Origin of the sequence: Rhodovulum sp. HP10 (assembly GCF_047553435.1) — a bacterium.
GTDB lineage: Bacteria > Pseudomonadota > Alphaproteobacteria > Rhodobacterales > Rhodobacteraceae > Rhodovulum.
Genome location: NZ_CP180201.1, coordinates 3,547,791 through 3,565,172 on the forward strand (window position 1 = coordinate 3,547,791; position 17,382 = coordinate 3,565,172).

General features: G+C 67.3%; 21 protein-coding genes. 12 read left to right on the forward strand and 9 right to left on the reverse strand.

From position 1 onward, the window contains the following. The first annotated feature begins 154 nt into the window (after positions 1–154). Positions 155–793 (forward strand): hypothetical protein, encoded by a 639-nt coding sequence (locus tag ACK8CO_RS16585; protein ID WP_414897354.1) that lies wholly within the window; start codon positions 155–157, stop codon positions 791–793. Between the two features lie 63 nt (positions 794–856). Here the strand turns inward: ACK8CO_RS16585 and ACK8CO_RS16590 are convergent, their stop codons facing one another. Next, positions 857–1,174, reverse strand: a complete 318-nt coding sequence (locus ACK8CO_RS16590; RefSeq protein WP_231119106.1) for an AzlD domain-containing protein — start codon at positions 1,172–1,174, stop codon at positions 857–859. 12 nt (positions 1,175–1,186) lie between these two features. Further along, positions 1,187–1,891, reverse strand: a complete 705-nt coding sequence (locus ACK8CO_RS16595; protein ID WP_414897355.1) for an AzlC family ABC transporter permease — start codon at positions 1,889–1,891, stop codon at positions 1,187–1,189. 80 nt (positions 1,892–1,971) lie between these two features. On the opposite strand from ACK8CO_RS16595, the gene mobA reads away from it, so the two are divergent. Genes mobA through ACK8CO_RS16610 form a run of 3 tightly spaced genes read left to right on the forward strand, consistent with a single transcriptional unit; the run spans position 1,972 to position 3,481 of the window. Continuing rightward, on the forward strand, positions 1,972–2,580 hold the full coding sequence (mobA, locus tag ACK8CO_RS16600) for a molybdenum cofactor guanylyltransferase MobA (protein WP_414897356.1): 609 nt from the start codon (positions 1,972–1,974) through the stop codon (positions 2,578–2,580). Beyond that, a complete protein-coding gene (locus ACK8CO_RS16605; RefSeq protein WP_414897357.1) occupies positions 2,577–2,996 on the forward strand; it encodes a hypothetical protein in 420 nt (139 codons plus the stop codon). The genes mobA and ACK8CO_RS16605 overlap by 4 nt, the downstream gene beginning before the upstream one ends. Before the next feature lie 53 nt (positions 2,997–3,049). Further along, positions 3,050–3,481: a hypothetical protein gene (locus tag ACK8CO_RS16610; RefSeq protein WP_414897358.1), complete on the forward strand. Its 432-nt coding sequence runs from the start codon at positions 3,050–3,052 to the stop codon at positions 3,479–3,481. Here ACK8CO_RS16610 and ACK8CO_RS16615 read toward each other — a convergent pair. Both ACK8CO_RS16615 and greA read right to left on the reverse strand, forming a co-directional pair. Beyond that, a complete protein-coding gene (locus tag ACK8CO_RS16615; RefSeq protein ID WP_414897359.1) occupies positions 3,462–4,514 on the reverse strand; it encodes a hypothetical protein in 1,053 nt (350 codons plus the stop codon). The two genes, ACK8CO_RS16610 and ACK8CO_RS16615, sit on opposite strands and share 20 nt — an antisense overlap. Before the next feature lie 25 nt (positions 4,515–4,539). Then, entirely contained in the window at positions 4,540–5,010 is a 471-nt protein-coding gene (gene greA / locus ACK8CO_RS16620; RefSeq protein ID WP_080616825.1) for a transcription elongation factor GreA, read from the reverse strand. Between the two features lie 371 nt (positions 5,011–5,381). On the opposite strand from greA, the gene ACK8CO_RS16625 reads away from it, so the two are divergent. From ACK8CO_RS16625 to ACK8CO_RS16640, 4 genes are all read left to right on the forward strand, one after another. Further along, the gene (locus tag ACK8CO_RS16625; RefSeq protein ID WP_414897360.1) at positions 5,382–7,031 is read left to right on the forward strand and encodes a 4Fe-4S dicluster domain-containing protein; all 1,650 of its coding nucleotides are present in this window, start codon (positions 5,382–5,384) and stop codon (positions 7,029–7,031) included. A 197-nt stretch (positions 7,032–7,228) separates the two neighbouring features. Beyond that, entirely contained in the window at positions 7,229–8,938 is a 1,710-nt protein-coding gene (locus ACK8CO_RS16630; RefSeq protein ID WP_414897361.1) for a tetratricopeptide repeat protein, read from the forward strand. Continuing rightward, positions 8,928–9,767, forward strand: coding sequence for a 4-(cytidine 5'-diphospho)-2-C-methyl-D-erythritol kinase (locus ACK8CO_RS16635; RefSeq protein ID WP_414897362.1), 840 nt, complete (start codon positions 8,928–8,930; stop codon positions 9,765–9,767). The genes ACK8CO_RS16630 and ACK8CO_RS16635 overlap by 11 nt, the downstream gene beginning before the upstream one ends. Positions 9,768–10,111: 344 nt before the next feature. Continuing rightward, positions 10,112–10,435 (forward strand): GNAT family N-acetyltransferase, encoded by a 324-nt coding sequence (locus tag ACK8CO_RS16640; protein WP_414897363.1) that lies wholly within the window; start codon positions 10,112–10,114, stop codon positions 10,433–10,435. Between the two features lie 168 nt (positions 10,436–10,603). Here ACK8CO_RS16640 and ACK8CO_RS16645 read toward each other — a convergent pair whose 3' ends face one another. Continuing rightward, on the reverse strand, positions 10,604–10,879 hold the full coding sequence (locus tag ACK8CO_RS16645; RefSeq protein WP_414897364.1) for a winged helix-turn-helix transcriptional regulator: 276 nt from the start codon (positions 10,877–10,879) through the stop codon (positions 10,604–10,606). Positions 10,880–11,220: 341 nt separating this feature from the next. Between ACK8CO_RS16645 and ACK8CO_RS16650 the strand changes: the two genes are divergently transcribed. Then, positions 11,221–11,544, forward strand: a complete 324-nt coding sequence (locus ACK8CO_RS16650; protein ID WP_414899036.1) for a DUF2867 domain-containing protein — start codon at positions 11,221–11,223, stop codon at positions 11,542–11,544. Positions 11,545–11,904: 360 nt separating this feature from the next. On the opposite strand, the gene ACK8CO_RS16655 is transcribed toward ACK8CO_RS16650, so the two are convergent. Then, complete coding sequence (locus ACK8CO_RS16655; protein ID WP_414897365.1) at positions 11,905–12,906, reverse strand: polyprenyl synthetase family protein; 1,002 nt, start codon at positions 12,904–12,906, stop codon at positions 11,905–11,907. A 54-nt stretch (positions 12,907–12,960) separates the two neighbouring features. Here ACK8CO_RS16655 and ACK8CO_RS16660 point away from each other — a divergent pair, with 54 nt between their 5' ends. From ACK8CO_RS16660 to ACK8CO_RS16670, 3 genes are all read left to right on the forward strand, one after another. Further along, positions 12,961–13,182: a DUF2007 domain-containing protein gene (locus tag ACK8CO_RS16660; RefSeq protein WP_042460427.1), complete on the forward strand. Its 222-nt coding sequence runs from the start codon at positions 12,961–12,963 to the stop codon at positions 13,180–13,182. Positions 13,183–13,186: 4 nt separating this feature from the next. After that, complete coding sequence (locus tag ACK8CO_RS16665; RefSeq protein ID WP_414897366.1) at positions 13,187–13,939, forward strand: tRNA1(Val) (adenine(37)-N6)-methyltransferase; 753 nt, start codon at positions 13,187–13,189, stop codon at positions 13,937–13,939. A gap of 104 nt (positions 13,940–14,043) precedes the next feature. Further along, positions 14,044–14,211 (forward strand): DUF465 domain-containing protein, encoded by a 168-nt coding sequence (locus ACK8CO_RS16670; protein ID WP_080616817.1) that lies wholly within the window; start codon positions 14,044–14,046, stop codon positions 14,209–14,211. Here the strand turns inward: ACK8CO_RS16670 and ACK8CO_RS16675 are convergent. The 3 genes from ACK8CO_RS16675 to ACK8CO_RS16685 all read right to left on the reverse strand — a co-directional run bounded on the left by ACK8CO_RS16675 (position 14,202) and on the right by ACK8CO_RS16685 (position 17,288). Then, positions 14,202–15,080 carry a DMT family transporter gene (locus ACK8CO_RS16675; protein ID WP_414897367.1) on the reverse strand — a complete coding sequence of 293 codons (879 nt, stop codon included), beginning with the start codon at positions 15,078–15,080 and terminating at the stop codon, positions 14,202–14,204. The two genes, ACK8CO_RS16670 and ACK8CO_RS16675, sit on opposite strands and share 10 nt — an antisense overlap. A 213-nt stretch (positions 15,081–15,293) precedes the next feature. Continuing rightward, positions 15,294–16,016, reverse strand: coding sequence for an acetoacetyl-CoA reductase (gene phbB / locus ACK8CO_RS16680; protein WP_080616815.1), 723 nt, complete (start codon positions 16,014–16,016; stop codon positions 15,294–15,296). A 96-nt stretch (positions 16,017–16,112) separates the two neighbouring features. Next, positions 16,113–17,288, reverse strand: a complete 1,176-nt coding sequence (locus ACK8CO_RS16685) for an acetyl-CoA C-acetyltransferase (RefSeq protein WP_080616814.1) — start codon at positions 17,286–17,288, stop codon at positions 16,113–16,115. Between the last annotated feature and the right edge of the window lie 94 nt (positions 17,289–17,382).

Genomic DNA, 17,382 nt, shown 5'->3' on the forward strand with positions numbered 1-17,382 from the left:
AGGCAGGGGACTTCGCGGGCATGGCAGCTTCTTCTACCGGTGCATTGCACCTGTCGGGAAGACGAGCCGCGCGCCATTCCCGTCCTGTCCTTCCCTCATCTGCCGCGCGCCCGGGCCCGCTCCGGGACGAGCCGCTCATCCCCGGTTTTTGCCAATGTTCCGTTTTCTGATTGCCTGCCTGCTTCCGCTGTTCCTGCTTGGCTGCGGCGCCCAGTCCGTCTGGGCCCCCGACGCGGATGTCGCCCGCGCCGCCTATCGCGACAAGGCCCCGCCCTCGATCACGCTTTACACCATGGTCAACAACCGCTCGGGCGCGGGGGCGCATTCCGCGCTGATGATCAATGCCAGCCAGCGGGTCATGTTCGATCCGGCCGGAAGCTGGTGGCACCGCATGGCGCCCGAGCGCAATGACGTGATCTATGGCATGACGCCGACGATGCTGGACTTCTACATCGATTACCATGCCCGCGAGACCTATCATGTCGTCGAGCAGACCGTGCAGGTCACGCCCGAACTGGCCGAGCAGGCGCTGCGTATCGTCGAGGGCTATGGCGCGGTGCCCAAGGCGATGTGCGCCCGCTCGACGAGCAACGTGCTGAACCAGCTGCCGGGCTTCGAGAGCATCCCGCATACGCTGCGGCCGAATGCGGTGATGACGGCCTTCGGCAAGCTGCCCGGGGTCACCACCCGCAAGATCTACGATGACGATCCGGACGAACATGAAGAACTTTTGCGCGAACAGCAGCGCGCCCGGTTCGACAAGCTGGTAGAGGGGATCGTCGAGGGCCGCTGAGGCCCGGAGCCCGGGACTGGCGCGGGGCTGTTTGCCCGCGCCGCCCGGTCCGGCCCGGAAATCTCAGCCCAGCAGGAACAGCAGCCCGTAAAGCGTGGCGGCGCCCGCGCCGATTGCGGCGATCACCGATTTCCGCCACCAGCCGACCGCGACGGTGACGATGGCCGCCGTCAGCCGGGCCGGATCCGGGTCGCCGCCGGTCGCCTGTGGCCAGGCCACGGCAGGGGCGACCAGCGCGGGCAGCACTGCCACCGGCGTGTAGCGCAGATGCCGCAGCAGCCAGTCCGGCAACTGCCGCCCGCCCATCGCGCCGAGGAAGGAGAACCGCAACAGGAAGGTGCCGACCCCGAGTATGACGATGATCGCCCAGGTCTCTGCCATGCTCCAGTCCATCTAGCGCGCTCCCATCCGGCGTTCGGTCTCGGCCCCGACCGCCATGCCCGCGCCTGCCGCGATCATGAGCCCCAGATTGTAGGGCAGCCCGGCGAAGACCAGCGACAGCAGGACCGAGCTGCCTGCGGCCGCGACATGGGCGGGCGTGCGCAGCGCCGGGGCGACCATCGCGAGGAAGGTGATCGGCAGCGCGAAATCCAGCGCGAATTCCGGCGGGATGCTGCGCCCGACCAGGGCTCCGACCAGGGTCATGCCGTACCAGGTGGGCAGCAGCGGGGTGACCGCACCGGCATAGAAGGCCATCCGCTCGGCCACGCCCATTTCGGGGCGGGCCTCGAAGCGGGCATGCGCGACGGCATAGGTCTGATCGAACAGCGCATAGGCCACAAGGGCGCGCTGCCAGAGCGGCGCGGGCCCGAGATAGGGCGTCAGCGAGGCCGAATACATCGCCATCCGCATGTTCACCGCCAGCGCGGTCAGGATGACGACGGCTGCAGGGGCGTTCTCGGCCATGAGCTGGACCGCCGAGAACTGTGCCGCGCCCGCGACCACCACCACCGAAAAGCCCATCACCTCGGGCAGGGCAAATCCGGCCTCGGTCGCCACCACGCCGAACAGCAGTGCGAAGGGCACGATCACCAGAAGGAAGGGCGCGCTTTGGGTCAGGCCGGTCAGATAGGCGGATTTCCGGGTGGAGACGGGCATGGCGGGGGACTAGTCTTGGGGCTGGTCCGTCAGGCGTAAGGGGCTGATGGAAAGGATGCAATCGCAAAACCGGAGGTGGAATGCGGATCTTCGGAACGATATTGGCGGGCGGGCAGGGGCGTCGGTTGGGCGGCGTCGACAAGGCGCTTCTCCGGCTTGGCGACGAGACCCTGCTGGCCCGCGCGGTCACCCGGCTCGGGCCGCAGGTCGAGATGCTGGCGCTGAGCGCGAACGGTCCCGAGGCGGCCTATCGCGCCGCCGGGCTGGGGCGGGAGGATGCCGTTCTGCCCGACCCGCCGCCCGGCGATCAGGGGCCGCTGGCGGGCGTTCTGGCCGGGCTTGACTGGGCCCGGGCGGGCGGGGCCGACTGGCTGGTGACGGCGGCCGTCGACACGCCCTTTGTGCCCTGCGATCTGGTGCCCCGGCTGCTTCTGGCGGCCGAAACCGCCGGAACCGGGATGGCGATTGCGGCCAGCGGCGGGCGGCGGCATCCGACGGCGGCGCTCTGGCCGGTGGGGCTTCGGGAGGCGCTGGCCGCCGAGCTCGCGGGCGGGCTTCGCAGGCTTGGCGCCTTCGGTGCGGCGCGTGGCGCAGCCCTGGCCGAGTTTCCGGTCGGTCCCGGCCCCGATCCGTTCTTCAACATCAACACGGCCGGGGATCTTGCCGCGGCCGGGGCGGCGCTGGGATGAGCGCGCCCGACACCGTCATCATGGCAGACTGGTCGGCCCGCTCGGGCCATTCTCCGGCCCGGCCCACGGCCGATGCGATCTGGATCGCGGTCGCGCGCCGGGACGCGACGACCTTGACGGCCTATTTCCGCAGCCGTGCCGGCGCCGAGGCGGCGCTGGCCGATCTTCTGGACGAGGAATGCCGCGCCGGCCGGCGGGTCTTGCTGGGGGGCGATTTCGCCTTCGGCTACCCGGCGGGCCTTGCCGGGGCGCTGACCGGCACGGCTTCGGCGCGGGCTGTCTGGGCCTGGCTTGAAGACGGCCCGGACAATCGCAACAGCCGTTCGAACTGGCCGATGCGATCAACGCGGCCCTGCCCGGAGGCGGGCCGTTCTGGGGCTGCCCGGCGGCCCGGGCGGCAAGGCTTGGCTCTCTGAGCGCCACGCGCCCGGAAGGGACCGTCTTCGCGCCGCATCGGCGGGTCGAGCGGATGCTGCGTGCGCGCGGCGGCCCCGGACAGGCGGTCAAGAGCGTCTGGCAGCTTTATGGCGCGGGGGCTGTCGGCTCGCAGGTTCTGGTCGGGCTGCCGATGCTGCACCGGCTGGCCGGGCGGTTCGGGGCCGCTCTGTCGGTCTGGCCCTTCGAGCCGGTGGAGGCGCCGGTCACCCTGGCCGAGATCTATCCGGCGATGATCGGCCCGGAGGTGGCCGGGGCGCTGGCGGCGCGGCCCGGACAGATCCTTGACGAGGTCCAGATGCGGCTGATGGCCGAAGCGGTGCTGGCGGCTGAGGAAGAGGGCGAGCTTGATGCGCTGCTGGCCGCGCCCTGCGTGCCGGAGCTGGCCGAGGAGGCCTGGATCCTCGGGGCGGTCGCGCCCGGGCGGCTGCGCACCCTGGCCGGGCTCAGCCGAACATGCCGGTGACGCGGCCGAGCAGCATGAAGGCGCGGGCGGTGCGGGTTTCGGCCAGATCGGTCAGGTTCTGATCGCTGGCGACGGCCTCGAACTCGACCAGCACCCGGTCGAACTGGCGCAGGAAGTGATGCGCCACGTCGCGGAAGATCGGGTCCTGCTTCATCCGCGCGGCGGTCAGCGCAAGACATGAGCGGTCGCGCACGCCACCCAGCGCCGAGACCGGCAACCCGCGTTCGCCCTGGGCGAAGCGACGCCAGATCTCGGGACGGGCACGGTCGGGCTGCAGGTCGTCCATGTAGATCCCCTCCTCGCTGAGAAGGGTCAGGATGTCCTGGGCCGAACGCACCAGCTTGGCTGCGATTCGGTCGTCGAGTGCGCGGCGCAGCGCCCGGAACCCGGCCCGGTCCGAGGCGTTCTCGGGGAAGTTCAGCGCTCGCACGAATTCCTCGGTGGTCAGCGGCGGAACCTCTTCGGGAATGCCGTCGAGCGCGAGTTTCGGTTGCGGGTCGGAGGCGACCCTGGCCGGACGGGGAGGGGCAGGGGGAGGAGCGGGCGGCTGGCCCCCGGCCCGGACCGGGACCGGCGCCTCGGCGGTTTCGGCGGCGCGGTCGCGCCGGGTGGCGAATGTGGCGATCGCGTCCTGGGTTTCGCGCTGGGCGCGGGCCAGATCCTCGATTCGCTTCTCCATCGAGGGGCGGTTGTCCAGGCCCGGGCCCTGCTGTTGCTGCAGATAGGCCAGCCGCAGCGCATCAGCCGCGGCCTGCAGCCGGACGGCTTCCTCGCGCAGCATCCGCGCGGTGCGCGCGCCCTGGGCCAGGACCCAGATCAGCCCGACCGGCAGCGTCACCGCCAGGACCGCGACGACGGTGCCGAACGCGCCGCCCTCCGCGGCGCTGTCGGACCCGGCCAGAATCGCGAGCGACAGGCCGAGCCAGGTCAGGCTCAGCAGCCCGGCGACGAGCTCGATCCGGGACAGCCCGCCGCGGCGGCCTGCCGCGAGGAGCCCGGTATCGAACGGCTTCTTGGTATCGCTTTCCGCCATGCCAGCGGTCCCGTCGGAGTTGATGTCAGATATAGCGGATGCTGAGCACCTCGTAGCTGCGCTCGCCTCCGGGCGTGCGCACCTCGACGCTGTCGCCTTCTTCCTTGCCGATCAGCGCGCGGGCCAGCGGCGACTTGATGTTGAGCAGGCCCTTCTCGATATCGGCCTCGGCCTCACCGACGATCTGATAGGTCTTCTCTTCGTCGGTATCCTCGTCGACAAGCGTCACCGTGGCGCCGAACTTGATCGGACCCGAGAGCTTGGCCGGGTCGATCACCTCGGCGCGCGACAGAAGCGCCTCGATTTCCTTGATGCGGCCCTCGATGAAGCTCTGCTTTTCGCGGGCGGCATGGTATTCGGCGTTTTCCGACAGGTCGCCATGTTCGCGTGCTTCGGCGATCGCCCGGATCACGGCGGGACGCTCGACGCTTTTCAGCGTCTTGAGTTCTTCGTCGAGCGCGGTGCAGCCCGCGCGGGTCATGGGTATCTTTTCCATAGGACTCTTCGGACAGTTTACATGATTACATGACAGACGGCGGGCCGCAGGGGGCCCGCCGTCTTGTGGGGGTCGCTTTACCCTGACCGGAGAGGGGAGGCAATTGCAAGAGGCGAAAGCTTTGTCCCCGCGCCGGGCCCGGGTCAGGCCCGCGCCGTCGCCGAGCTGTCCCTGCGCCGTTCCCGGGACGGGATCCGGGCGAAACGGGACCCGACCCGCGACAGGGGGTTCGCACAGACTATTCGTTTTCATATGCCGCGCTGCCGCGAAATGATCTTGCCGAACAATTGATTTGACCGTGCTGCTGAGTTAACGGTTTGCCGACAGACTCCAGCCAGGGCGGCCGGGCGCCGGCCGAGAAGGGTATTCGCATGGCCGAGATCGAACGGGAATCGATGGAATACGATGTGGTGATCGTGGGAGCGGGGCCCTCGGGGCTTTCGGCGGCGATCCGCCTGAAGGAACTCGATCCCGATCTGTCGGTCGTCGTGCTCGAGAAGGGCTCGGAGGTCGGCGCGCATATCCTTTCGGGGGCCGTGCTCGACCCGATCGGGCTGAAGGCGCTGTTTCCCGACTGGGAAGACCGCGGCGCGCCGGTTTCGGTGCCGGTCAAGGAGGACAATTTCGTCTTTCTCGGCAAGAGCGGCAATCTGCGTTTCCCCAACTGGCTGATGCCGCCTCTGATGTCGAACCACGGCAAGTACATCGTCTCGATGGGCAATGTCTGCCGCTGGCTGGCCGAGCAGGCCGAGGCGCTGGGGGTCGAGATCTTCCCCGGCATGGCCTGCTCGGAACTGGTCTGGGGCGAGGACGGTGCCGTCAAGGGTGTGGTCGCGGGCGAATTCGGGCGTCAGGCCGATGGCACGCCGGGTCCCAATTACGAGCCGGGGATGGAGCTGCACGGCAAGTATGTCTTCATTGCCGAGGGCGTGCGCGGCTCGCTCGCCAAGCAGATCATCGCGAAATACGACCTGTCCAGGGACCGCGACCCGCAGAAATACGGGCTCGGCATGAAGGAGGTCTGGGAGATCGATCCCAAGAAGCACCGGCTCGGGACGGTCACCCATACCATGGGCTGGCCGCTCAACGGCAATGGCGGCGGCGGGTCGTTCATCTATCATGCCGAGAACAACCAGATCTATATCGGCTTCGTGGTGCACCTGAACTACAGGAACCCGCACCTGTCTCCCTATATGGAGTTCCAGCGCTTCAAGCATCACCCGATGGTGGCCGGGCTTCTGGAAGGCGGCAAGCGGGTGGCCTATGGCGCGCGGGCGATCTCGGAGGGCGGCTATCAGTCGATCCCGCGGGCGGCCTTCCCGGGCGGCGTGCTTCTGGGCTGTTCGGCCGGGCTCGTGAACGTGCCGCGGATCAAGGGCAACCACAATGCGATGATGTCGGGGATCGAGGCTGCCAAGGCCGCGGTCGCGGCGATCAAGGCGGGGCGCGCGGGCGACGTGCTTGGCGATTATGACGAGGCGCTCCATGCGGGCGACATCGCCAGGGACCTGAAGAAGGTGCGCAACGTCAAGCCGCTCTGGTCGAGATATGGCGGCTTCCTTGCCACCATTCTGGGCGGTTTCGACATGTGGGTCGCGCATCTGACCGGCTGGAACCCTCTCGGGACCATACATCACGAGAAGACCGATGCCGCCGCCACCGGCAAGGCGGCCGACTTCCCGAAGATCCACTATCCCAAGCCCGATGGCAGGATCAGCTTCGACCGGCTGACCAATGTGGCCTTCTCCTTCACCAATCACGAGGAAAGCCAGCCCTGTCATTTGCGGCTGACCGATCCCGAGATCCCGGTCCGGGTCAACCTGCCCGAATTCGCAGAGCCCGCGCAGCGCTATTGCCCGGCCGGGGTCTATGAGGTGGTCGACGAGGGCGGGGATCCGCGTTTCGTCATCAATTTCCAGAACTGCGTGCATTGCAAGACCTGCGATATCAAGGACCCGAGCCAGAACATCACCTGGGTCACGCCGCAGGGGGGCGACGGGCCGAACTATCCCAATATGTGAGCCCGTCATGTGAAGGCCGTCGCGGCCCCGGCAAGCGGGGAGGGGCCTGCGACGGGGCGGTTTCAGGCGGCATGGACAAGGCCGCATTGTCACATCCGCGCGACGGCAGGTCCTATTGCGTGCCGCGCGTCCGCCGGTCCATTGCCTTGGACCCTTCGCGGCTCTACCCTGCCCGGAAAACGAACAGGAGAGCATTCTTGGCCAATTCGCTGCCGCGCCTCGCCGCCCTGGCTGCATTGGGGCTTGCCGCTTTGATACCGGCTGCACCCGTCCGTGCCGAACAGGGCGTCTCGGGGGCCTATCTGGCTGCGCGCCAGGCAAGCTTTCTCAGCGACTACCGCGCTGCGGCAGTCTATTTCACCGAGGCTCTCGCCGCCGATCCCGCCAATCCGCGGCTTCTGGAAAACGCGATGACCGCCTTTGTCGGGGTCGGCGAGGTCGGGAAGGCGGTGCCGATCGCCCGCCGGATCGCGACGCAGGGCAATCCCGATCAGCTTGCCAGTCTGGTCCTGATGGCCGAGCAGATACGGCAGGGGCAATATGACCAGGTGCTGGCCGATTACGAGGCCGGGCGCCGCACCGCGCCGCTTGTCGACGGGCTGATCCGGGCCTGGGCGCTGTTCGGTGCGGGAAAGATGAGCGATGCGCTCGAGGCCTTCGATGCCGCCTCGGCGCAGACCGGGCTCAGGCCCTTCGGGCTGTATCACAAGGCGCTGGCTCTGGCGGCTGTCGGCGATTTCGAGGGCGCCGACCGGATCTTCTCGGGAGATGCCGAGGGGCCGCTGCGCGCCACGCGGCGCGGTGTGCTGGCCCATGTCGAGGTGCTGAGCCAGCTCGAACGCAACGATGACGCCATCGAACTGATCGACGCGGTCTTCGGCAGCGAGGTCGATCCGGGCGTGGCCGGGATCCGCGCCCGGCTGGCCGCGGGCGAGGCTCTGCCCTTCGATGCCATCGACGGGGCGGCGGGCGGCGCGGCCGAGGTGTTCTTCACCGTCGCCAGAGCGCTGAACGGCGATGCGCTGGACGCCTATACCCTGCTTTACGCCCGTCTGGCCCAGTTCCTGGCGCCGCGAAATGCCGATGCGATCCTGCTGGCTGCGGGGCTGCTCGAGGCCCAGGACCGCTACGAGCTGGCGACCGAGGCCTACGCGGCCGTACCGGCCGACGATCCGGCCTTCTATGCCGCCGAGCTTGGCCGGGCCGAGGCGATGCGCCATGCCGGCGATCCCGAGGGCGCCATCGAGACCCTGCGCGGCCTGGCCGGGACCTATCCCGATATCGCCATCGTCCAGGTGACGCTGGGCGATGCGCTGCGCGGTCAGGAGCGCTTTGCCGAGGCGCTCAAGGCCTATGACGCGGCCATCGCGCTGTTCGACGAGACGTCGCGCGGCCAGTGGATCGTCTATTACGCCCGCGGCATCTCCTATGAGCGGCTCGGCCGCTGGCCCGAGGCCGAGGCCGATTTGCGCAAGACGCTGGAACTCGAGCCCGACCAGCCGCAGGTGCTGAATTATCTGGGCTATTCCTATCTCGAGATGAACACCAATCTCGACGAGGCGATGTCGATGATCGAGCGCGCCGTCGCGGCCCGGCCCGATGACGGCTATATCACCGACAGTCTGGGCTGGGGGCTCTACCGGCTCGGCCGCTATGACGAGGCGGTGCCGCATATGGAGCGCGCGGCCGCGCTGATGCCGGTCGATCCCGTCATCAACGACCATCTGGGCGATGTCTACTGGGCGGTGGGCCGCAAGGTCGAGGCGCGGTTCCAGTGGCACCGGGCGCTGTCCTTCGGACCCGAAGAGGCCGATGCCGAGCGTATCCGCAAGAAGCTGGAGGTCGGGCTCGACAAGGTGCTGCAGGAAGAAGGAGCGCCGCCGCTCCGGGCTGCCAATGACGGTTGAGGCCTTCGCGCCGGCCAAGATCAACCTGACCCTGCATGTCACCGGACAGCGGGAGGACGGCTATCATCTGCTCGACAGTCTGGTGGTCTTCGCGGATATCGGCGACCGGCTGGTGCTGGAGACGGCCGAGGATCTCAGCCTGTCGGTCACCGGCCCGCGCGCCGGGGGCGTGCCGGTCGACGGGCGCAATCTGGTGCTGAAGGCCGCGGCGCTGTTCGGGCCGGGGCAGGGGGCCAGGATCCGGCTCGACAAGCGGCTGCCGGCCGCGGCGGGCATCGGCGGCGGCTCCTCGGACGCGGCGGCGGCCCTTCGCGGGCTGGCGGCGCTTTGGGGGCGCGATCTTCCCGGACCCGGGGCGGTGCTGTCGCTGGGCGCCGATGTGCCGGTCTGCCTCGCGCCGGGGCCTGTGCGGATGCGCGGTGTCGGCGAAGAGATCCTGCCCGCGCCCGCCTTGCCCGAATTGGGTATCCTGCTGGTCAATCCCGGCATCGAGGTGCCGACGCCCATCGTCTTCAAGGGGCTCGTCCGCAAGGACAATGCGCCGATGCCCGCGCTTCCGGGCTGGGCCTCGGCCGCCGATCTGGCGGACTGGCTCGCGGGCCAGCGCAACGATCTCGAACCGCCCGCGCGGGCTGCGGCGCCGGTGATCGGCGAGGTTCTCTCTGCCATTGCCGCGAGCCCCGGCTGCCTTCTGGCGCGGATGTCGGGGTCAGGGGCGACCTGTTTCGGGATCTATGCCGACCGCGCCGCCGCCGGGTGCGCCGCCGCCCTGCTGCACGAGACCCGGCCCGACTGGTGGGCCGAGGCCGGGGCGTCCTATACGCTTTAGCGGCGGCTCTTCCACGCGCCTTTCGGCGCGGGCGGGCGCTGTGCTCCGCCACGGAACGGAGCGGGGCCGGATAGGAGCCGCGGTCGCTGCATGGCCAGTCGGCCGGCCATGCGGGCCCCGGCCGCCATGTGCTGCGGTCGGCCGATGGACGAGAGCGCAGGCGTGAACATTCGCGACTTCAGACCCGACGACTGTGCCCGGCTTGCGTCGGTCTTTCACGAGGCGGTTCATGCCGTGGGCAGCCGGGACTATGGCCCGGACCAGGGGAAGGCCTGGAGCCCCGCGCCGGTCCCTGCGGAACGTTCCTGGCCCGCATCTCTGACGGGCGGTCGGTTTTCGTTGCCGTGACAGCCAATGACGACCCGGTCGCCTTCATGGAGCTGGAGGCAGATGGCCATATCGATTGCTTCTATTGCCGTCCCGACCATGTCGGCCGTGGTGTCGGGAAGGCGCTTTATAAGAGACTTGAAACGGCTGCGCGGGCGATGGGCCTGTCCCGTCTCCATGTCGAGGCCAGCGAAGCCGCCCGCCGTTTTTTCCTGGGACAGGGCTTCGCTCTCGTGACGCGGCGCGAGTTCGAGCGCCACAATGTCATGATCCACAATTATCTCATGGAAAATAGCTTGGGCTCAGGGCGCGTGGCAGCCCCATTGGGCCGACAGGTCTGACAGGCACGGACAGGTTTTGCCGGGCGCATCCCGTTCCGCCAAAAGGCTGCATGAGGGGGTCGCAGGGGGTGCCGCATGCGCCCCGCCGGCCGAAGGCTATGCGGAGATCACAGCCGCGCGTCACGCCGTCCATTTCCGGCCTCTTCAGGCTGTGCACTCCTGGCACCTCTATTCCTCGGGCGTTACGTCCGCCCAACGGTTCGCCCAGGTCTCCAGGTTGATGAACTGCTGGGCGAGCTCATGCCCCTTGGGCGTGAGACCATACCCGTCGGCCTCTCGCGTCACAAATCCGAGTCCGCGAAGCTCGCCGATCCGTTTATTGACCATCGTCGGAGAGATATCGTCGCATCGTCTCTGCAATTCGCGAAATGTGGCGGGCCCCTGCGTCAATTCCCAGAGTATCCGAAGCGTCCAGCGTTTTCCCAACAAATCGAGCAGCACCATGATCGGGCGACCAGTGGTTGACCCGCGGCTCGGTTTTCCTGGTGTCTTCATGCCGATCTTACCCTTGGCGCTACAGGTTTGGTAGCATACGCCATTCGCTACATAATTTATAGCTAAGGCGAGATGGACGTCCAACCTTGCAAGGCATCTGCGCTGCGGAAAGGCCCGATTTGGGACGCTTCAACATCGAGAAGGTCACGGCTGCACGGCCCTCCGTTTTCCTGGAAGACGCGAATTGGGCCGATGCATATGAATTTTGTTACCTTACGGAAAAACTGAATGCTTTGGACGTGGCCAGGGCGATGTTCGGACAGAGCCCGCCGTCATAGGTCCGCTTTCTGATCGCAACCAGAAACAGGATCGTTGGCTTGTTCGGGATCAAGCCGGAGCAAATCGCGATCGGCGAGACACAGGAAGGCGGGTTCCCGGTCATCTTCCATTCGGAGGACGTTGTCGTCTGCGGGTTTGACGACTGGCATCTGAACTTCCGGATAGTGATCCGAGTCCATGAAAGGGATGCGGGTCGCGCTGTGCGGCTGACCACGCTTGTACGTCGCAACAACGGCTTCGGATATTGCTACATTTTTCTGATCTCTCCCGTACATAAGCTGATCGTGCGACGGCTGTTGCGGAACTTGTCGTCCAGACCGGCGCAACAGAGGTAGGCCTTGTCTCGTGGAGGAGACCTTTCTGTTGGCCTCCCTGATGCAGGACCTGGATCGACCATCCGCTCAGGGCTGGCACCGTCCGAATGTACTCGCAGCGAAGCTGTCGCCCGGCGAGGGGAAATCAGGGCTTGAAGCGCAGTTCCATGCGCCGGCAGGTTTGCGATGCGCGGACAAGCTCTGCCGGTCGCAGCCGGTCAGCCGGGCTTTCAGCCAGGGAATGGAGCCGATGAGGAGGGGCGCGCCCCGAACGCGGAAGGGCTCGATGCGCCAGGCGTGGCGGAAAGCTCCAAATGAAAATGGCGCAGGCAGGGGGTACGGGGGCCGCGCGCCGGTCCGATCATGCGTGGCAGAGGCCGCTCAGTTGATCCGGGCCACCACGTAATCGGCCAGATCCGACAGCATGTCGCGGATCTCGTGCTCGGGCAGAAGGCTCAGAGCCTCCTTGGCGCGCGCGGCCCAGGCCAGCGCCTCCTGCCGGGTCGCCTCGATGGCGCCGTGCTTTGCCATCAGCCCCAGCGCATGCTCCAGATCGCCGTCGCGCTGATCGCCCTTCTCGATGGTGCGCACCCAGAAGGCGCGTTCTTCGGCATCGGCCGCGGCGATGGTCTTGATGATCGGCAGGGTCAGCTTCCGCTCGCGGAAATCGTCGCCGATATTCTTGCCGGTCGAGGCCGCGTCGCCCGCCACGTCCAGAAGATCGTCGACGATCTGGAAGCCCACCCCCAGTGCATCGCCATAGGTATGCAGCGCCTTGACCTGTTCCTCGGGCATGCCCGCGATCACGCCGCCGACCTCGGTCGCGGCGGCGAAAAGCGCGGCGGTCTTGCCGCGCACCACCTTCAGGTAGATCTCTTCGGTGGTGCCGAGATCCTGCGCCGCGGTAAGCTGCAGCACCTCGCCCTCGGCGATCACCGCGGCCGCGTTCGACAGGATGTCGAGCACCCGCATGTTGCCGGGCGCCACCATCAGCTGGAAGGAACGGGCAAAGAGGTAGTCGCCGACCAGAACCGAGGACTTGTTGTCCCAGAGCAGGTTCGCCGTCGGCCGGCCGCGGCGCTGGCCGCTTTCATCGACCACGTCGTCATGCAGAAGCGTCGCGGTATGGATGAACTCGACCGTGCCCGCCAGATAGATGTGATAGGGGCCGTCATAGCCGCACATCCGCGCCGAGGCGATGGTCAGCATCGGCCGCAGCCGCTTGCCGCCCGCGCCGACCAGATGCGCCGCGACCTCGTCGATCCGGGGCGCATATTCCGAGGTCATCCGCTCGCGGATCAGCCGGTCGACGGCCGCCATCTCTTCGGTCAGAAGCGCAGCCAGGCGTTCATGCGGTTTGGTTGCGGCGGTGTCCAGGCCCATGGCTGCCTCGTCTCTTGCTCGACAACGGGGCGCCACTGCCCTTAATTCGTTGCCATGAAAGAACTCGTTCGCACCAACGACCCGACAGTGATTGCCTATGCCTCGGCGCTTCTTCAGGGCGAGGAGATAGACTGCTTTCATATGGATGTCCACATGAGCGTGCTGGAGGGCTCGCTAGGCGTTTTGCCGCGTCGGATCATGGTCGCCGACCGCGATCTGTTTCGCGCCCGCGCCGTGTTGCGCGACAATGGCATCCCCTGCGGCGATGAGGGCTGAGCCGATGACGGCGTTGCGCCGGGACGGGTTCCTGGGCGGGCGGCTGGCGCTCTGGCAGCCGGTCGAGGGCTATCGCGCCGGGATCGACGCGGTCCTGCTGGCTGCGGCCACCCGTGCCCGGGCGGGGCAGAGCGTCCTTGAACTGGGCTGCGGCGCCGGCGTAGCGAGCCTGTGCCTGGCCGCGCGGGTGCCGGGGCTGGCGCTGACCGGGGTGGAACTGCAACCGGCCTATGCGGCGCTTGCCGGGCGCAACGCCGCCGAGACGGGGCTGCCGCTGGAGGTCGTCACCGCCGATCTGAGCGCCTTGCCGCCCGGGGTGAAGGCCAGAAGCTACGATCACCTGATCATGAACCCACCCTATTTCCGGCGTGATTGCGGCAGTGCGGCGCCCGATCCGGGCCGCGAGACCGCGATGGGCGAGGCGACGCCGCTGGCCGATTGGGTCGCGGTTGCGGCGCGGCGGCTCCGGCCCGGCGGCCGCCTGACCGCGATCCAGCGTACAGAGCGTCTTCCCGAGCTGCTTTGCGCGGCCGCGAGCGCCCTGGGCGCGATCGAGATCTTGCCGCTGGCGCCAAGGCCCGGCCGCGCGGCCAAGCTGGTTCTGCTTGCGGGCCGGAAAGGGCGGCAGGGACCGTTCCGGCTGCATCCTCCGCTCGTCTTGCATGCGGGGATTGCGCATCTCGAGGATGGCGACAGCTATACGGCGGAAGTGACGGACATTCTGCGCAACGGCAAGGCATTGTCCTGGCCTGGATGACGTCGCCGGTTATGCACGAACTGTTTTTTTTCAAGGAGGTGACACGACTCGGGATTCGTGCTGGACTGAAAATGTTTCATGACAGCTAGAGAGGAGCATCGGCCATGACTCTGAGTTCGCATCTGCAGGAACTCCGCAGGAAACACAAAGCTCTCTCGGATGAGGTCGAACGGGCCCAGCAGACCCCGGCCGCCGACACCATTCAGGTCGCCGAACTCAAGAAGCAGAAACTCAAGCTGAAGGAACAGATCGAACGCCTGTCTCAGGCCTGATCGGCCGCCCGACGGCTGGCGCGCGCGGCCAGGGCCGCGCCGCCGGTGATCAGCAGGGCCGCCGAGAAAAGCGTGGGTGTCGGGGACGCGACGCCGGCGCCGACAAGGACCAGCGTGGACAAGAGCGGAGCGGCATAGCTGGCCACGCCCAGAAGCTGGATATCTCCGCGCTTGACCCCGATATCCCAGACATAGAAGGCAAGCCCGACCGGCCCGAGACCAAGCGCCGCGATGCTGAGCCAGTTTTGGGCCCTGTCGGGCCAGACGGTTTCCTCGAATGCCAGGTGCAGCGGCCATGACAGTGCCGCCGTCGCCAGGCAGAAGATGGCGACGCTGGCGGTCGGGACGGTGCCAAGTCGGCGCGACAGCACCGAATAGCTCGACCAGGTCAGCGCGCACAGCAATGCAAGCCCATAGCCGGGCAGCGCTGCGGCCTCGAATCCGGTCACGGCACCCCGCGCCACGATCAGCGCGGCCCCCGCAAAGGCGGCAAGCGCGCCCAGAACATGGCTCGGACGCAGCCGCTCGCCGGGCAGAAGCCCCGACATCAGCACGATAAGCAAGGGCCAGAGATAGGCGATGAGCCCGGCCTCGGCCGCAGGTGCCAGCCGCAGCGCCGAGAAGTAAAGCGCGTGATAGCCGAAAAGCCCTGCCGTGCCGAAGGCATAGACCTTCCAGGAAATCCGCCGCAAGAGCGCCGCTTCGCCCCGGGCGAGCACCCAGATCAGTCCGAGTGTACCGCCGATGGCAAAGCAGAGCGCGTTGAGCTGCAGCGGCGGCACCGGGGCAGACCCGACGGTGAAAAGCGCAAGCAGCGCCCAGAGCAGGACGGCGACGAATCCGGTGGCGGTGGCGCGGCGGCGGGTCATGCAACGAGGCTTATCCGGGCCGGGGTGCGCTGACCAGTCTGCGGAAACCCTTTCGGACGTTGCGTCATGGGTATTTCCGCCAAGAAGAAGGCAGGCCGGGTTTTCTTCTTGGGACAAATACCCGGCGCGCAGCGCGCCCGCGACAGCGGGCCCTGCAACGGCAAGGGGCGGCCCGTCAGGAGCCGCCCCGGATCGTGAAACCAAGTATCGGGCTCAGGCGAAGAATTGCGCGCCGTTGGCCGAGATGGTCGAGCCGTTGATGAAGGTCGCGTCATCGGAGGCGAGGAAGGCCACGCAGCGTGCGATTTCCTCGGGCTCGCCCAGCCGGCCCGTGGGGATCTGCGAGATGATCGCCTCGCGCACCTTTTCGGGCACCGCCATCACCATCTCGGTTGCGATATAGCCCGGGCAGATCGCGTTGGCGGTGATGCCGAACCGCGCGCCTTCCTGGGCCAGCGACTTGACGATGCCGAGATCGCCCGCCTTGGTTGCAGCATAGTTCACCTGACCGAACTGCCCCTTCTGGCCGTTGATCGAGCTGATCACGATGACGCGGCCGAACTTACGCTCGCGCATGCCGGGCCAGATCGGGTGAACGGTGTTGAAGACGCCGGTCAGGTTGGTGTCGATCACCTCCTGCCATTGCGTGGGCGTCATCTTGTGGAAGGGGGCGTCGCGGGTGATGCCGGCATTGGCGACGACCACGTCGATCGGCCCCAGATCCGCTTCGACCTTCGCCAGGCCCGCTTTCGAGGCCTCGTAATCGGCGACCGACCATTTATAGGTCGAAATGCCGGTCTCGTCGGTGAATTTCTTCGCCGCCTCGTCATTGCCGCCATAGGTGGCTGCCACGGTATAACCCGCTGCTTTCAGGGCCTTGCTGATGGCTTCGCCGATGCCGCGCGTGCCGCCGGTGACCAGTGCAACTCGTGCCATGTTTCCTCCAGATAGAAATGCGTTTCTGACAATCTCGTTACGCAATTGGGATAAGGCGCGCAAGAATATTGCGCGCCCATTGTCGTTTCGCCGCGATCAGGCGCGTTCCAGGCACATGGCAACGCCCATGCCGCCGCCGATGCAAAGGGTGGCAAGGCCCTTCTTGGCGTCCCGGCGCTTCATCTCGAAGAGCAGGGTGTTGAGGATGCGCGCGCCCGAGGCGCCGATCGGGTGGCCGATGGCGATCGCGCCGCCGTTCACGTTGACGATGGCCGGATCCCAACCCATGTCCTTGTTGACGGCGCAGGCCTGGGCGGCGAAGGCCTCGTTGGCTTCGACGAGGTCGAGATCCCCGACCTTCCAGCCGGCCTTTTCCAGCGCCTTGCGCGAGGCCGGGATCGGGCCCGTACCCATGATCGACGGATCGAGCCCGGCGGTGGCGTAGGAGGCGATCCGCGCCAGCGGCTCGAGCCCGCGCCTCTCGGCCTCGTCAGCCGACATCAAGAGCACACCCGCGGCGCCGTCATTGATGCCGCTCGCATTGCCCGCGGTGACCGAGCCGTCCTTGGCGAAGGCCGGACGCAGCTTCTGCATCGATTCGAGCGTGGCGCCGTGGCGGATATATTCGTCGGCTTCGACGATGGTGTCGCCCTTGCGGCCCTTGACCGTCACCGGCACGATCTCGTCGGCGAACTTGCCGTCTTTCTGCGCCGCTTCGGCCTTGTTCTGGCTCGCCAGGGCGAATTCGTCCTGCATCTCGCGGCTGATCTGCCATTGTTCCGCCACGTTCTCGGCGGTCTGGCCCATGTGATAGCCGTTGAAGGCATCCCAGAGCCCGTCCCGGATCATCGAGTCGATGAACTTGACGTCGCCCATCTTGTGACCCGCGCGCAGATGCGCGACATGGGGGCTGAGCGTCATGTTCTCCTGCCCGCCGGCGGCGATGATGGCAGCGTCGCCCAGCTGGATATGCTGCGCGGCCAGCGCGACCGAGCGCAGGCCCGAACCACAGACCTGGTTGATCGACCAGGCGGCGGATTCGACCGGGAAGCCGGCATTGATATGGGCCTGACGGGCCGGGTTCTGACCCTGACCCGCTGTCAGCACCTGGCCGAGAATGGTCTCCGAGATGTCGGCTTTGTCGATGCCCGCGCGCGCGACGAGCGCTTCGAGCATCGTCCGGCCGAGTTCATGAGCCGGAACGGTCGCGAATGCGCCGTTGAAGCTGCCGACCGCGGTCCGGGCGGCGGAAACGATGACGACATTGGTCATGGATAGGTCCTTCTCCCCTGAATGCCTGACGGGGCGACTATAGGGGATGGAGATACGGACTTGCACCCCCGCCGACGCGCGGAATGCCGCGGAC

What these genes read in the sequence shown, in the direction of transcription:
- ACK8CO_RS16595 (WP_414897355.1), bottom strand. Translation starts at nt 1,891, where the DNA reads ATGCCCGTCTCCACCCGGAAATCCGCCTATCTGACCGGCCTGACCCAA.
- ACK8CO_RS16665 (WP_414897366.1), top strand. Translation starts at nt 13,187, where the DNA reads ATGACGGCGTTGCGCCGGGACGGGTTCCTGGGCGGGCGGCTGGCGCTC.
- ACK8CO_RS16670 (WP_080616817.1), top strand. Translation starts at nt 14,044, where the DNA reads ATGACTCTGAGTTCGCATCTGCAGGAACTCCGCAGGAAACACAAAGCT.
- ACK8CO_RS16660 (WP_042460427.1), top strand. Translation starts at nt 12,961, where the DNA reads ATGAAAGAACTCGTTCGCACCAACGACCCGACAGTGATTGCCTATGCC.
- ACK8CO_RS16635 (WP_414897362.1), top strand. Translation starts at nt 8,928, where the DNA reads ATGACGGTTGAGGCCTTCGCGCCGGCCAAGATCAACCTGACCCTGCAT.
- phbB (WP_080616815.1), bottom strand. Translation starts at nt 16,016, where the DNA reads ATGGCACGAGTTGCACTGGTCACCGGCGGCACGCGCGGCATCGGCGAA.
- ACK8CO_RS16585 (WP_414897354.1), top strand. Translation starts at nt 155, where the DNA reads ATGTTCCGTTTTCTGATTGCCTGCCTGCTTCCGCTGTTCCTGCTTGGC.
- ACK8CO_RS16605 (WP_414897357.1), top strand. Translation starts at nt 2,577, where the DNA reads ATGAGCGCGCCCGACACCGTCATCATGGCAGACTGGTCGGCCCGCTCG.
- ACK8CO_RS16645 (WP_414897364.1), bottom strand. Translation starts at nt 10,879, where the DNA reads ATGGTGCTGCTCGATTTGTTGGGAAAACGCTGGACGCTTCGGATACTC.
- mobA (WP_414897356.1), top strand. Translation starts at nt 1,972, where the DNA reads ATGCGGATCTTCGGAACGATATTGGCGGGCGGGCAGGGGCGTCGGTTG.
- ACK8CO_RS16685 (WP_080616814.1), bottom strand. Translation starts at nt 17,288, where the DNA reads ATGACCAATGTCGTCATCGTTTCCGCCGCCCGGACCGCGGTCGGCAGC.
- ACK8CO_RS16610 (WP_414897358.1), top strand. Translation starts at nt 3,050, where the DNA reads ATGCTGCGTGCGCGCGGCGGCCCCGGACAGGCGGTCAAGAGCGTCTGG.
- ACK8CO_RS16590 (WP_231119106.1), bottom strand. Translation starts at nt 1,174, where the DNA reads ATGGCAGAGACCTGGGCGATCATCGTCATACTCGGGGTCGGCACCTTC.
- ACK8CO_RS16655 (WP_414897365.1), bottom strand. Translation starts at nt 12,906, where the DNA reads ATGGGCCTGGACACCGCCGCAACCAAACCGCATGAACGCCTGGCTGCG.
- greA (WP_080616825.1), bottom strand. Translation starts at nt 5,010, where the DNA reads ATGGAAAAGATACCCATGACCCGCGCGGGCTGCACCGCGCTCGACGAA.
- ACK8CO_RS16625 (WP_414897360.1), top strand. Translation starts at nt 5,382, where the DNA reads ATGGCCGAGATCGAACGGGAATCGATGGAATACGATGTGGTGATCGTG.
- ACK8CO_RS16615 (WP_414897359.1), bottom strand. Translation starts at nt 4,514, where the DNA reads ATGGCGGAAAGCGATACCAAGAAGCCGTTCGATACCGGGCTCCTCGCG.
- ACK8CO_RS16675 (WP_414897367.1), bottom strand. Translation starts at nt 15,080, where the DNA reads ATGACCCGCCGCCGCGCCACCGCCACCGGATTCGTCGCCGTCCTGCTC.